This window comes from Sphingomonas sp. BL2, from assembly GCF_056680015.1.
This window is the reverse complement of sequence record NZ_CM155261.1, coordinates 3063100-3077705: the sequence shown is the minus strand read 5'-3', so window position 1 is coordinate 3077705 and position 14606 is coordinate 3063100. Positions and strand designations below refer to the sequence as shown.

The following is a 14606-nucleotide window of genomic DNA, read 5'->3' as shown; positions in this document are numbered from 1 at the left end:
ACGCGATCATGCCGCAACCGCACCCTTCACCGCGCTGTAGGCGTCCAGCGCCCCCAGGCCGAATTCCTTCGACGTCGCGAGATACTCGACCTTGCAATCCTCCGAGATCGAAGACTTCGCTTCCTCGGGATAGTTGTGCCGCAGCGCATTGATCACACCGCCGGCCGAGGCGCGCCATTCGTTGAGGGTAGTGGCAACGCCGATGATGCCCGTCACGTTGGGGACCTCGCTGTCCGTGACGATACCGACCTTGCTAGCGAACCCCATCAGCGATCCACTCGTCAATGCTTCGGTCTGGCCGGCGAACCACATGCCGACCCCGAAGACGAGTGCGCTGCCCTGTTCGGCCGCATCCAACCGGTTCATCGTGGTTTCGCGCTGAAACTGCTGGACCTGCGTCCGCATCTTCTGTGCGATCACACGCCCGACATCGTAATAGCCCTTCAGCCAGAGGATCGACACCTGGCCGCGAAATCCGTCACGTTTGCGCGAGACACCGGCCGTACCGCGCTCGTCGCCGATGATCCGCACGGCGAGCGCCTCGTTGGTCGCAAGCTTTGCCCTGTCGTTGGGGTCGGTCGACATCGCGAGCTCCTCGTCGACGTCCAGAAGGTCCATGAGGATCGCGGTGAGCGCGTTCGCTTCCTTAACGAGGTGCGACAGTTTGACTTCATATTCGGCGATCGCACTCTGAAAGCCCGATACCGATGGCCCCAGCGATCGTCCGTTGGCGAAGGGAAGCAGGTTCAGCTTCAGGTTGATGGCCATGATGTTTGCGATGTTTGCAACGGCCTTCCCGCCGAGCGCAGCGTTCTTCGCCACGCCGCGGTTCGACTGAGCGCCGTGCAACTGGCTGCCATACGCCTCGCCCATCTTGCGCACGTGCCGCATGACGTTCGCCTCGGATGTCTGGACGTCTCGCCACGCGCCGGCGAGCGCGCCTATCGTGGTCGCGACCGCCGACCATGCGCCGAATATGGCGGGAATCGACGTCACGCCGAACGATGCGGCGGCACTGGCCAGTCCCGCGCCGGACGATACCAGGCCCATCACGCACTTGGCACAGGTGAGCGCGTTCTCGACCTTCGCCTTGCGCCAGCGTCGCAGGCCGGCCTTCTGGCCCTGTCCCGCCTGCTGTACCCACAACGGCACATCGCTGGCCGCCTTTTTGAGGATCGGGCTGTTGGCGCTCAGCGTACCGGTCCGCTTGAATTCGGCGGCGAGTTCGGGCGCGATCCTGGTCGCCATCTGCTGCCCTACCGCGAGCAGGATTTCGGTGTGAAGAAGCGGCGACCGTACGACTAGCTTGTACGATGCACGGTCGAGCTCTGCCGTGTAGACGACATCCTCCGCCTGGAGGCCGGGCGGTGCCGTGCCGCCGCCGGCCCTGAGCAGCGTCGCCGTCGTGCCGCGAAACACGACCAGCGGATAGGTCGCGTTCGATGAGAAGATCGACATTCCTCGACTCCGCTGGTCAAAACGTCGTGATCGCCGCGGGGCCCAAGCCCCGGCGGCGATCGTATCCATGGCGGGGATCAGGCGGCCTGATTCTTGCGGATGTCCCATTTGAACGGAATGTCACCAGCCGACCCGCCGGTGGCGGACTGCGGCTTGTACTTGACGTTCACCTTCTCGAAGTTGAGCGTGACCGTCTCCGTGGTCAGCTCGTCACCGAGGCTGCCGCCATGCTGGACGCCGGATACGAACACCTGGTCCATCTCGATCTCCAGATATTCGAGCGGCGCGTCGCCACCGACCTTGCGGCAGAACAGCGTCGCCTTGGTGAAATGCTTGCCCTTGGCGCAGTTCTCGAGGATCGTGCTGGTCGCCTTGTCGACGTATTTGGTGATCGTCAGATCGTGGAAGCTCGCCTTGCCGGTGCCGGAGCCGCCGCCCAGATGGCCGGAGCCCTGGTTGGCGACACCCCAGTTCCAGGCGAGGATATCGACCTGGTTCTCGTGACCATTCGCAATCGATTCGCCTTTGCACGCATCGAGATCGAGGAACATTTCGACGGCCATGATGATCTCCTAGACAGTAAAAAACGGGAACAGGACGTTGTGGATCAGTTCGACTTTGGGAGGCGCGAGACCATGCTCAGCGTCACGTCCATGCCTTCCAGCTGGTAGTGCGGCACCATCTGGAAGATGCCGCGGTAATAGCCCGGGTTCTCCGGGTCCGGCAGCACCTGGACGTTAGCCTGCTTGAGCGGCTTCCTGGCCTTCGTGTTCTCGTTCGAATGCTCGGGCTGCAGATCGACATACTGCATGATCCAGCTCTGCAGGTCGCGTTCGAGCTGCGGTGCCTCGCGGGTGCCGCCGATCCAGTCGCGGACCATGCATTTCAGGTAATGGCCGAAGCGGCAGCTGGCGAAGATGTACGGAAGCCGCGCCGACAGGTTCGCGTTGGCGGTGGCGTCCGGATCTTCGTAGGCCTTGGGCTCGTGCACCGTCTGCGCGCCGATGAAGGTCGCATGGTCAGTGTTCTTGCGGTGGATCAGCGCCATCAGCCCCGCCTTGGACAGCTCGGCCTCACGACGGTCCGAGATCGCGATCTCGGTCGGGCATTTGACATCGACGCCGCCCTCATCGGTCGGGAACAGCGATACCGGCAGATCCTCGACCGTGCCGCCGGATTCCACGCCGCGGATGCGGGTGCACCAGCCATAGGTCTTGAACGCCTCGGTGATCCTTACCCCCAACGCATAGGACGCGTTGAGCCAGAGGTAATTGTCGTGGTTGCCATCGACCTCTTCCTCGAACGAGAAATCGGCGACCGGTTCGGTCAAGGCGCCGTACAACGGGCGACCGAGGAACCGCGGCAGGGTCAGCGCGAGATAGCGGCTGTCATGCGAGGCGCGGAACGATCGCCACGCCATGTAATCCGTCGCATCGAACTGCTTGGCGATGTCGCGTGGATTGGCGAGTTGTCGCCAGCTGTCCATGCCGATCAACTGCGGGGCCGCCGCAGCGATGAACGGGGCGTGCGCCGCCGCGCCGATCTTGCTCAGGCCCTTCATCACTTCCAGGTCCGGGCCGTAGTGATCGAACTGGTAGTCGCAGATCACCGCACCGTAGGGCTGGCCGCCAAGCTGTCCGAACTCCTGCTCGTACAGCTTCTTGAACAACGGGCTTTGATCCCAGGCAGCGTCGCGATATTGCCGCAACTGCCGCCGCGTCTCTTCCTTCGAGATGTTGAGCACGCGGATCTTGAGATCGCGCCCGGTCGACGTGTTGCCAACCAGATACCAGAGCCCGCGCCACGCCGATTCGAGCGCCTGAAATTCGGGATGGTGGAGGATCAGGTTGATCTGCGCGGTAAGTTTCCGATCGATTGCCGCCTTCAGCGCGTCGACCGTGAGGTAGACATCCTCGCCGATCACCGCGGTATCCGCCAGCGCCTGTTGCGCCATCGTCTTGACCGCCTGCTCGATCCGCGCCTGCTTGGCGTCCGAGCCGGACTTGAATTCGCGTTGCAGCAACGCGGTAAAATCGTCGACCACGGCGTCCTGCACGGTCGGCTGCAACGCGTGGTCCTGCACCATCTGTTCGGCCATCACCTGTCTCCAGTTTGCGAGTTCGCGGTCACTTCTCGGTGCCGTCGGGGTCGATGGCGGACACGGCGTCGGATGCTGCGGCCGCATCCTCTCGTGCACGCTCTTCTGCGAGCGCCTGCATCAGCGCAGGATCCTTCAGCACACGGTCGAGCAGGTCCTGCGCGCCCGCCTTGCCGTCCATGTACAGCATGAGGTCGTTGAGTTGCTCGCGTGCTTCCAACAGCTTGGCGAGCGCTGGAACAGTGCGCGCGATCCTGCCGGGCGAAAAATCCTCGAGCGTCCTGAACGTGATGTCGACGCCAAGCCGGCCTTCACCGGTCAGGCTGTTCTCCACCGCAAACGCGGCACGGGGGGCGATCGAGTCCATCCGCTCCTCGAAATTGTCCATGTCGAACTCGAGGAAGTCGCGCTGTTCGAAGGGCTTCTTCTCCACGTCGCTCTTGCCCGACAGATCCGACATTACGCCCATCACGAAAGGCAGTTCGATCTTCTGTCGGGACCCGTAGGTCTCCACCTCATATTCGATGTGGACGCGTGGTTTCCGGTTTTCGCGGATGAAGCGCTGTCCGCTCTTGTCCATCAGCATGTTTGGCCTCGCCGGTTGCTGCGGGCACCATGCCGGTGCCGCCTGCGCAAGAGATGCGGCTGCCGGGCTTCACCCGGATTTCAGATCGGGCGTTCTATGCTACGATTGTCACATTCGACGACACCCGCGGGTGGGTCGAAGGACCTTCGGGGGTATTCGGAACCAGGCTCAGGGAAAGCGCATGGGCAAGGTTCGCGGGCTGGAATGGGTAACGGACAACCGCTCCCCCCTGTACCACCTGCCCAAGGATCTCGGGCTGAGGCACCGCGACGAGCAAGGGCGCCGTAATGCCCGCGGTCCGCAGACGAGTGGCAAGTTCATCCGCCAACCTCGGATCGAAGCTTGCTACGACCGCAACATCGATGTCCCCCTCGATAGCATCGAGCGTCTCCGGACTGGTGATGCCAATCGGCTCATAGCCCAGCGCGGCGAACAATTCCTCGTCGTTGGACAGCCGTTGCCCGTCTGTATTCAAGATCAGCACCGTTTCGCCCGTACCCCTGTTGACGTCGCCCGCAAGCGGAGCGTCGCCGTCCGCAGCCAGCGGGATCCAGACCGTGAACCGGCTGCCAACGCCGACGATACTGTCGATGTCGATCGCGCCGCCGGCAGCCTGGATGATCTCGCGAGCCGTCGACAGACCCAGGCCGGTGCCCCCCTGCCGCGTGGTATAGAAGGCATCGAAGATGTGCGGGATCGCTTCGGCCGGGATCCCGCGCCCTTCGTCGGATACCGCGATGGTCGCGTAGCGCCCCCGACGCAGCACGTTGTGGCTCAACTTTATCGGATCGTCGAGCAAACGAAACGTCGACTGACAGGTGATCGCGCCACCTCCCGCCATGGCGTTATCGGCGTTGCTGCACAGGTTGAGCAGTACCTGCTGCAATTGCCCGAAATCGCCCTCGACGTGCATCGGCTCCTCGGCAGTGTGCCACTCCAGCGTCACGCCGCTTGGCAAAGCCGCCGTGACGAGTTTGTGCGTTTCGGCAAGCAGTGCGGCCAGCGAAACCGTCTCCGCCGGCCCTTCGACCCGGCGGCCGAAATGAAGCACGTCCGACACGAGGCCGCTCGCGCGTTTTACCGCCTGCCCGATTTCAACGAGGTTGGCGGACACCACGCCGTTCGCTGGCACGTGCAACGCGGCGGTCGCGCGAAACCCGTCGATCGCGGTCAGAATATTGTTGAGGTTATGCGAGAGCCCGCTGGCCAGTGCGCCGATCGCCTCCATGCGACGACCGAGCGCCATTTTCTGGTCGATGACCAGCCGTTCGGTCTCCAGCCGGTGACGCTGCTCGAGCTGCAACGCGGTCTGTAGCGCGGAGGCGAGCCCGTGGATCGTCTCGGGATAGACGACCCATCGATTGCGCGCGGTCAAGCACAGCAGCACGAGGTCCTGATGCTCTCGCGAGCGCATCATCAATGTCGTCGCCCAAGTGCCGCGCTGTCGGGTCATGACCTGGTTCCAGGAGGCTACCGACCGCGCGCCCGGTTCGACCAGGATCATATTCTCGTCCCAAGGAAAGCGATCAACGATCCTGGCGGTTCGCGCCTCCGCGTCCTGCTGAGTGAGAGCCTGGTGAGACCCGTCTGCGGACCAGCCGTAGAATGCGTCGACATCGGCATCCCCACCGACCAGGAGCCATACCTGATCCACACCGATGATCGAGCCAAGGTCGGCAAGCGCATCCTCGATCCTCAGACCGAGTTCCGATGACGGCCCGTCCAGCAACAGCGTGAATACGGTCGAGTGCATCGCTTCCAGACGCAAACGACGGTCATGTGCCCGCCGGTGGAGGCACCAGACCACGGCCATCGCAACAGCCAAGCCCAGCAGGATGATTGCCGGACCTGCCTCGCTCGGCAAATGTGTTGCCATCAAGTCGGTCTACTTGGTTCTACCGGCGGCAATCGCGCCTGGACCCTATGCGACGCCATGGGCAGCGGCGGCGCAACACATCGTGCCCGCTCGTCCACGTGTCGGCGTGCTCGAGCATGAACGGATTTCACGGCGCTCAGTGGATCGTTACATCGGCGTCAAGAAGATAGCCGAGGCCGCGCTCGGTCCTGATCAGTCTGGGCGAACGCGGATCGATCTCCAGCTTGCGACGCAGACGCAGAATCTGGACGTCGATGCTACGATCGAACACGTCCTCGTGCAGACGGGTCGCCTGCAACAAATGCTCGCGGCTGAGCGGCCGGCGTGGGGCAGTGACAAAAGCGCTGAGCAGCGCAAATTCATTCTTGGTAAGCGTGACCGTCTCGCCCGTCGGGCTGATCAGCCGCCATGTCCGCTGTTCGAAACGCCAGCCAGCGAACGCGTAATCGAGCTCGGCATGCCGCGCAGGCGCACTGCGATCCATCGTCCGGCGGCGGAGGTTCGAACGAATCCGGGCAAGTAGCTCGCGCATGTCGAATGGCTTCAACAGATAATCGTCGGCACCCAGCTCCAGACCAACGACCCGGTCGATCTCGTCGCGCAGATGCCCTGTCATCAGAATAACCGGCACGACACTCTTGCCGCGAATCTCACGCAGGAGATCCAGGCCGTCTTCTTCGCCAAGATGGATATCCATGACGATCAGGTCGGGTTCGCGCACCGCGAGGGTATGGAACAGCCCCTGGCGACCCGGAACGGCAGACGCACGGAGGTTATGCTCGTTCAAATAGTTGACCACTGAGCGTCGCATTGAATCCTCGTCATCGACGACCAAAACTCGCGCAGAATGAAACGAATTGTTCGTTGAAATCGCTTCGATAAACGACATGCGGTACCGCTCCGACAGCTCGACGCTCTTTTTTAAGCGAGCGCCTTGTTATTACCGTAAGAAAAATGTCACAAACATCAGCATAGACTTGATACTGAATTGCTAAGCACATTCTTACAATACCTACGTAGTCGAACTTTAAACCTTACTGGCAGATGAACGTCCAGACGGTAGGGACGGCGTCATGTTTCAACCGTAACCCGCCGTGCAGTCCTCGACACGGCGTTGAAACCGGAACGCCGCAAGACGGTGGCCATGTCCATCGTTTCGCCCCTCGACGTTCCGCCCGACGACGCCCGCAGGTCGCAGTCATGGTAAGCCGCAGCCGGGTCGCATGGCGTGAGGGCCTGTTCCTGCGCCAGCAGCATTTCCAGCAGCAGGATCGGCATCTGGACGCGGCGATCGCCGCGCAGGGACGCAATGCCGGACCGTACCGCTGGGGCGTGACCGAGCTGGTGATCGACCGCGAGCTCGCCGGGCTGGGCAAGTTCGCGATCGAACGTCTGCGCGGCGTGATGCCCGATGGAACCTATTTCGCGATTCCCGACGATCTGCCGCCGCCCGCCCCGATGGACATGCCGGCCGATGCGCGCGACGCGATCGTCTTCCTCACCTTGCCCGCGAACCAGCCCGGTGCGGTCGCGTTTCGCAACGACGCGCATCCCGCCGCGCACACGACCCGGTTCGTGGTGGTGGAGGACGAGGTGATCGACACGTTCTCCGAAGATCGCAGCGCCGAGGCGGTCGAACTCGCTCGACCCAACCTCAGCTTCGGCGTTTCCCGCGACCAGACCTATGGACGCGTGATCCTGGGGCTGGCGCGGGTACGCGAGATCGTCAACGGTGCGGTGCAGTTCGACGCGCGCTATGTCCCGCCGGTGCTCGACATCCGCGCAAGCGACCGCGTGTCGGCGATGCTGCGCGACATTCTCGGTCGCGCCGCGCAACGTATCGACGAACTGGCACTGCGCGCGGTGGAGGCGACCGAGGGCGGCGCCGAGACCTTCGTCAACTTCCTCCTGCTGCAGACGCTCAACCGCTGGCACGCGCAACTGGCACATCTCGCCGCGCTGCCAATGGTGCATCCGGAACGGCTGTATGAAATGTTGCTGGGCATGGCGGGCGAGATCACCACGTTGACGCATGTCGACCGGCGTCCGCCAACGTTCCCGAGTTACGATCACGAGCGGCTCGCGGACAGTTTCGAGCCGGTGGTCGAGTCGATCCAGGCCGCCTTGTCCGCGATCTTCGACCGTGCCGCCTTCCAGCTGCCGCTCGAACAGGCGGGCCCCGGTGCGTACACATCGCGCATCACGGACCCCGCGCCCTACGTGTCGGGCTTCCTCTACATCGCGGTGAGCGCACGGATGCCGCTGGAAGACGTTCGCACGCGCTTCCCTGCGACCGCCAAGATCGGCCCGGTCGGCAAGATGCAGCAGATCGTCGAGTCCGCGCTGGCCGGCGTCCCCCTGCGTCACGTCCCGACCGCGCCTCCGCAGATCCGTACGCTGCCGGGCTACGCCTATTTCGAGCTCGACCGACAATCGCCCGACTTCGCGGCGCTCGCGACCTCGCCTGCGCTTGGCCTGCATTTGTCGGGCGACTGGCCCGAGCTGCAGATCGAATTGTGGTGCGTCAAGCGGGGGCCGAGGCGGTGAGCCGGCGCGGCGACGAAAGCGAGCAGACGATCTTTCGGCCGAGCCCGCTGCAGGAGTTGCGCGCGCGGCAACAGGGCGCGACGCTGTTCGTCTCGTCGGATCGGAATGATGCGCCGTCAGGTGCGTCACACGAGTTCCCGTCCCACCTGCCTCCGTCGTCCCTGCCCCCGTCGATCGACGAGGACTTCCCCGACCCCGGGGTCGCGCGGATGGCGCGCAATCCGGTGCGCGAGGCGGCGACCCCGCTGCTCGCGCTGATCTCCGCGGTGCGGTCCGGGCGGATAGACCTGCCGCTGCCCGAGCTTCATCGCCGCGCCAGTGCCGCCGCCGCGCGGTTCGACCAGGCGTTGCTGCACATCGGCCTCGACGTCGAGGAACAGCGGCGCGCGCGCTATGCGGTCTATGCCACCGTCGACGATGTCGCGCAGACACTGCCGGGGCGCGGCGCGGAAGGCGTCGAATGGGCGCGGCGCAGCATGGTGGTCCGCGGTTTCGGCGAGAATATCGGCGGCGACCGGTTCTGGATGCTGCTGGCGGACATGCTCGCGCATCCGGCCGGTCACGCCGACCTGATCGAGCTTTACCACGCGTGCCTCGCCGCGGGGTTCCACGGCCGCCACCGGGTCGGCAACACCGGCAGCGCCGACCTCAACCGGACGATGGCCGACGCCTATGCCGCTTTGCCGCATGTCCGCGCCGTGTCGGAGACCGAACTTGTGCCGGCGTGGCGCGGCCGCCCCACGCCGCGCCGTACCACCGGGGCATGGGCGCCGCTGTTGCTGGCCGCCAGCGCACTAGCCGGGGGGCTGCTTATGCTGCTGCTCGTGCTGCGGCTTATCCTGGGGCAGACCGGCCAGCCCGCACTGGCGGCGATGGCGGCGATCAATCCCCAGACACCGCTGCGCCTGTCGCGCCGCGCCGATGCCGCCGCCCAGCCGACGAGTGCCCAGCAATCGCGGATCGCGGGGCTGCTAGCACCGGAAATCGCCCAGCATCTCGTCACGCTCGACGAGGATGCGAACAGCGTGCGCGTACGGACCACGATCGGTCAGCTCTTCCGTTCGGGCTCCGACGTGCTCGAACCCGGGCGGCAGGCACTGTTCGAGCGGATCGCCCGCGCCGTCGCGCAGGAGCGTGGCGCGATCCGGATCGAGGGTCATGCCGATAGCGATCCGGTGACCAGCCTGGCCTTCCCGGACAATCAGGCGCTGTCGGACGCACGCGCACAGGCGGTTGCGACGGTGTTCCGCGGGTTGCTCCCGGATCCTAAGCGGGTTTCGTCGCAAGGGTTCGGGGCGGCCCGCCCCATCGCCACCAACGCCACCGCAGCGGGGAAAGCACTTAACCGCCGCGTCGAAATCGTCGTGCCGCGCACGGAGTAGACGATGAGCGGAATCGAAAAACTGCAGCGCAACTGGTACGTGATGATCGTGCCCGCGGGCGTCATCATCGCACTGCTGGGCTCGGTCGGCCTGCCGATGCTGTTTCCCGCCCTCAACAGCTCGCGCTTCCGGTTCGGGCTGATCATCGCGGTGGTCGTTGTGTTCGGCGCGGTGGCGGGGTGGCGGGCATGGCGGGGGCGCCGCAACGCCGGCGCGATCGCCGAGGGCATCGCCACACCCGACCAGGGCGAGGCAGACGCGGCGGCGGTTTCGACGCGGCTGCGCGAGGCACTGGCCGAGTTGCGCAAGGCGTCCGGGCGCCGCAAGAACTATCTCTACGCCAAGCCGTGGTACGTCATCATCGGCCCGCCCGGCGCCGGCAAGACCAGCGCCTTCCTCAATTCCGGGCTGCGCTTTCCCTACGCCGACGGTGCGCTGAAGGGGGAAGGCGGCACCCGCAATCTCGATTTCTGGTTCACCGACGATGCCGTGCTGGTCGATACCGCCGGCCGCTACACGACGCAGGACTCCGACCCGCGCGGCGATGCCAAGGGGTGGGAGCGATTCTTGACGCTGCTGCGCCGGACACGCCCGCTTGAACCCGTCAACGGCATCATCGTCACGATCGGTGTCGACATGCTGGTATCGGAGGATCGCGAGCGGATCGACGCGCATGCCGCGGCGATACGGCGTCGGCTCCAGGAACTTCGGTCCACGCTCCGGATCGCCGCACCGGTCTATCTGCTGCTGACAAAGACCGACCTGCTCGAAGGCTTTGGAGACTTTTTCGCCGATCTCGCCGCCGATGGCCGCCGCGCGGTGCTGGGTGGCACGCTGGCGATCGACGAGCCCGTCACCGCCGCGACCATGACCGCGGCGTTCGATCGGATGGTCGAGGCGATCGACGCACGAACCGCCAAGCGCCTGCAGGACGAGCCCGATCGCCAGCGCCGCAGCCGGATCATTGGTTTTTCGGCGCAATTGCTGTCGCTGCGCGAACGGTTTGCCCGGCTGGTGGGCGGCATGCTGCCCGAGGATGACGCGCCGGGCCATCGCCTCCGCGGCTTTTATTTCGCCAGCAGCAAGCAGGAGGGATCGCCGATCGACCGACTGCTGGCTTCGCTCGCCACCTCGTATGATGGCATTGCTAGTCCGGCGGCCACCACGCGGACACGCGCGTTCTTCCTGAACCGCCTGTTCGCCGAGGTCATGTTTCCGGAGGCGGGACTGGTCGAACCGGAGCCCGTCGTGCAGCGACGCCGGCACTTCGCCAATATCGGCGGCGTTGCCGCGTTCGCCGCGGTGGCGATCGTGATGCTGTTCCTGTGGGATGGCTCGTTCCAGGCCAACAAGGGCTTGCAGGCGGCCGACCTGTCGGGCGCGCGAGCGGCAGCGGCGGCAATCACTGCCAGCGGCGCCGACCTGGCGGAGGTGCGTGCCGACGATCCCGACCTGGAACAGATGCTGCCCGTGCTCGATCGGCTGCGGGCGCTACCGGGCGGCTATGCCGCGCAACTGTCGGGACGGCCGTCGTGGCGAATGCGGCTCGGCCTCTACCAGTCCGGCCATGCGCAGGCGGCACGCGCGACGTATCTGGAGGCGCTGCAACGGATCATGCTGCCCCGCCTGTTGCTCGAACTCGAACAGGCGCTTCGGACCGACGCGCAGACACCTATCCGACTGTACGATCCGCTCAAGACCTATCTGATGCTGGGTGGCTACGGCCCGATCGACGCGCGTGCCGTGGGCGCCTGGGTCCGTAACGACTGGGCGACGACCGCCTTGCCGGGCGCGGACCGGGAGGATGTCCGACGCCGCCTGGCGGTACATCTCGATGCGCTGCTTGCCGACGACGATCTCGGACGGGTGTGGGCGAACCGTCGGGCACCGCTCGATGGTCGGTTGCTCGCCCAGTCGAGAGCGGCGGTGATCGGGCTGCCGCTCGCCGACCGCGCCTATGCGATGTTGCGCCAGCGTGCCGCCGCCTCCGGGCATCCCGACTGGCTGGCAAGCGCGGTGATGGCCGAAAGCGATGGCCGCGCATTCCGCAACGGCGACACGGTCATGGCGCTGTCGGTGCCGTGGTTCTTCACCCGGGATGGCTATAAACGGGCGTTCGGTCCGGGGCTCGCCGACATTGGCGCGGAACTCGACCGCGACCTGTGGGTATTGGGGTCCGACGGGGCCAAGGTGTCGGTTCGCGATCAGTTGACCGCGATCAACGATACCGTCGCGCGCAGTTACGCACAGGACTATATCGCCGCGTGGGATCACGTGCTGGCAACGCCACAGCCGGCCAATTATTTCGGCGACCGCCAGGCGCTCGGCAGTTTCACGCGGACGCCATCGCCGCTGCGGACGCTGTTGGATCAGACCGTTAAGAACACCACGCTCGGGACGTCGCAAGCATCAAGTGCGCGGTTCGATGCGGGAACCGCGATCCAGGCACATTTCCGGCCAGCGGCAGCCTTCACGCGCGGTGAGGCCGGAGCACCGCCGCCGGTCGACGCGCTCGTCCAGGCGGTCCGGCAGGCTGCGTCGGCCGCATCGGCAGGCGCCATGCCAGGCGCGAACGTCGGCGGTGATGCGCTGCGTGGCCAGTTCGCCTCGGCGCTGGGCGATCTCTCCACCGCCGGCGTGTCCGCCCCACCACAGTTGCAATCCTTCGTGGGCGGTATCGGCCGCAACGGTCGCGGTGCCGCCGCCAGGACGACGGAGACCATGCTGAACGACCAATACAGCGCGACGATCCTCGCCAGTTGTCGCACGACCACGAATCGCCGCTTCCCGTTCGACGCCGCCGCCACGACCGAGGTGTCGCCGGCCGAACTGCAACGCGTCTATGGCAACAACGGCGAAATCGACGGGTTCGTCCGCGGCAACCTTCAGCCGCTGCTCGTCCAAGCACCGGAGCGGTGGCGCTGGCGGACGAACGACACGGTCGCCAGCCGGTTCTCGCCGTCGAGTGCCGACGCGTTCCGCAAGGCCGCGGCGATCCGCGACCTTACGGCCGGCGGACTGGTCCTGCAGGTCTCGCTCCAGACCGCGGGCGCCGATGTCACGACCGTCGACCTCGCGGTCGGCAACACCCGTTACGCGCTGGCGGCGCGCGATCCGGCCTCGTACCCGATCGTCTGGACACCGACGACGCTGCCGCAGGCGTCGCTCGCGCTGATGAACGGCACGCAGACGCTGTCGCGGATCGACCGGCAGGGCAGCTTCGCGCTGTTCCGGTTGATCGCCGCCGCCGAACGCATGCAGAATGCCGGCGCGCAGGCGATCGTCGTCTGGTTCGGCGACGCACCCCATCGCACCGCCTTGCGCGTGACCTACGCATCGGCTGACAACCCGTTCGCGCGCAACGGCCCCTTCTCCTTCCGCTGCCCGGAGCGGTTATGAGCGAAACCCGCCCCTTCCTGTTCGGCAAACTGCCCGCGTTCGGCGATTTCCTGTGCCGCGGCCTGACGTTGGAGGCGCAGCGTATCTGGGACCGGCGCTGCATCGACACGCTAGCCACGACGCGCGCGCGCGGCGGCGAGGCGTTCGACCGCATCCTCGAGACGACGCCGCCCCGTGGCTTCGTCCTGGAGCCGGGACGCGGCGAAGCCTATTGGCAAGTGGGATGCGCGGCCTTTTCGTGCGACCGGGTCGGCCGGCCGTTCCTGTTCGTACTGGGCGTGGTCGGCGGTCGCGGACTGCGCGACGACGGCGAATGGATGGCGCCGAGCCTCGAACGCTGCCTGTACGACGCGTTCCTCCAGCAGCGTGATGCCGCCGCGATCCTCGACGATGCCGTCAACGCGCTGGCCAATATCCCTCCCAAGGCCGAGATCGCCTCCCCGCCGATGCGGGAATGGCAGGCGGACTGGACATTATGACGATGCGATCGCCGGCAGCCCTCCGTCTCGAGCAAGCATATCGAACTCATCCGGGGACGGTGCGTGCGGTCAACGAGGATGCAGGCGTGGTCCGTCTGCAAGCCGGGCTATGGGCCATTGCCGACGGGATGGGAGGGCACGAACGCGGCCAATGGGCCTCGCGCACGATCGCCGACGCCCTGGAGAACATCGCGCTTCCGCTGGCGATAGAGGGCGCCGCCGATGCCGTTACGGAGGCGCTGAACGCTGCCAACGCCACGATCTGGGCCGCGACCCGCAAGAGCGGCGCACCGATCGGATCGACCGTGGCGGTATTGCTGATCCGTGACGACCGCTATGTCGTGTTGTGGGCCGGCGACAGTCGCGTCTATCGCCACCGGGCGGGTACGCTGACCCAGCTCACCACCGATCACACCGAGGTGGAACGAATGATCGCGCGGGGGCTGCTCGATCGCCGGGATGCCGCGGACCATCCGTTTCGCAACGTGCTCGCGCGGTCGGTCGGCACGTCCGAGACCCTGCTGCTCGACCGGATCGAGGGATCGCTCGCGGGGGGTGACGTGTTCCTGCTATGCAGCGACGGGTTGAGCGGGATGGTCGACGATCGTGAAATTCGCCGTGCGCTCGTATCCGCATCACCCGACCGGGTCGCGCAACTGCTGCTCGATCGCGCCCTTGAACGTGGCGCGCAGGACAATGTGACGGTGACGATCATCGGCTGCGAACAGGCGACCCAGATCGGCGCGCTGCTGCTCGAAATCTGATGGCGTGGGAACGGCGC

The 14606-nt window shown here is 65.6% G+C and carries 11 protein-coding genes; 5 read left to right on the top strand and 6 right to left on the bottom strand.

Annotated elements, in window-relative coordinates:
• Positions 1-6: 6 nt before the first annotated feature.
• The 6 genes from AC1ME3_RS14350 to AC1ME3_RS14325 form a co-directional block, all read right to left on the bottom strand.
• Entirely contained in the window at positions 7-1458 is a 1452-nt protein-coding gene (locus AC1ME3_RS14350; protein ID WP_480953675.1) for a hypothetical protein, read from the bottom strand.
• Between the two features lie 77 nt (positions 1459-1535).
• The gene (locus tag AC1ME3_RS14345) at positions 1536-2021 is read right to left on the bottom strand and encodes an Hcp family type VI secretion system effector (RefSeq protein WP_056488962.1); all 486 of its coding nucleotides are present in this window, start codon (positions 2019-2021) and stop codon (positions 1536-1538) included.
• Between the two features lie 44 nt (positions 2022-2065).
• Positions 2066-3556 (bottom strand): type VI secretion system contractile sheath large subunit, encoded by a 1491-nt coding sequence (gene tssC / locus AC1ME3_RS14340; protein ID WP_480953674.1) that lies wholly within the window; start codon positions 3554-3556, stop codon positions 2066-2068.
• Positions 3557-3584: 28 nt separating this feature from the next.
• A complete protein-coding gene (gene tssB / locus AC1ME3_RS14335) occupies positions 3585-4136 on the bottom strand; it encodes a type VI secretion system contractile sheath small subunit (protein ID WP_056489464.1) in 552 nt (183 codons plus the stop codon).
• Between the two features lie 100 nt (positions 4137-4236).
• Complete coding sequence (locus tag AC1ME3_RS14330) at positions 4237-6018, bottom strand: ATP-binding protein (RefSeq protein ID WP_480953673.1); 1782 nt, start codon at positions 6016-6018, stop codon at positions 4237-4239.
• 136 nt (positions 6019-6154) lie between these two features.
• Entirely contained in the window at positions 6155-6907 is a 753-nt protein-coding gene (locus AC1ME3_RS14325; protein ID WP_480953672.1) for a response regulator, read from the bottom strand.
• Between the two features lie 311 nt (positions 6908-7218).
• On the opposite strand from AC1ME3_RS14325, the gene tssK reads away from it, so the two are divergent.
• The 5 genes from tssK to AC1ME3_RS14300 are packed head-to-tail and all read left to right on the top strand — an operon-like array spanning position 7219 to position 14589.
• Positions 7219-8565: a type VI secretion system baseplate subunit TssK gene (gene tssK, locus AC1ME3_RS14320; protein WP_056488954.1), complete on the top strand. Its 1347-nt coding sequence runs from the start codon at positions 7219-7221 to the stop codon at positions 8563-8565.
• On the top strand, positions 8562-9947 hold the full coding sequence (icmH, locus tag AC1ME3_RS14315; protein ID WP_480953671.1) for a type IVB secretion system protein IcmH/DotU: 1386 nt from the start codon (positions 8562-8564) through the stop codon (positions 9945-9947). The genes tssK and icmH overlap by 4 nt, the downstream gene beginning before the upstream one ends.
• Before the next feature lie 3 nt (positions 9948-9950).
• Entirely contained in the window at positions 9951-13346 is a 3396-nt protein-coding gene (tssM, locus tag AC1ME3_RS14310) for a type VI secretion system membrane subunit TssM (protein WP_480953670.1), read from the top strand.
• Entirely contained in the window at positions 13343-13825 is a 483-nt protein-coding gene (tagF, locus tag AC1ME3_RS14305; protein WP_426281432.1) for a type VI secretion system-associated protein TagF, read from the top strand. The genes tssM and tagF overlap by 4 nt, the downstream gene beginning before the upstream one ends.
• On the top strand, positions 13801-14589 hold the full coding sequence (locus tag AC1ME3_RS14300; protein WP_480953669.1) for a PP2C family protein-serine/threonine phosphatase: 789 nt from the start codon (positions 13801-13803) through the stop codon (positions 14587-14589). The genes tagF and AC1ME3_RS14300 overlap by 25 nt, the downstream gene beginning before the upstream one ends.
• The last annotated feature ends 17 nt before the right edge of the window (positions 14590-14606 follow it).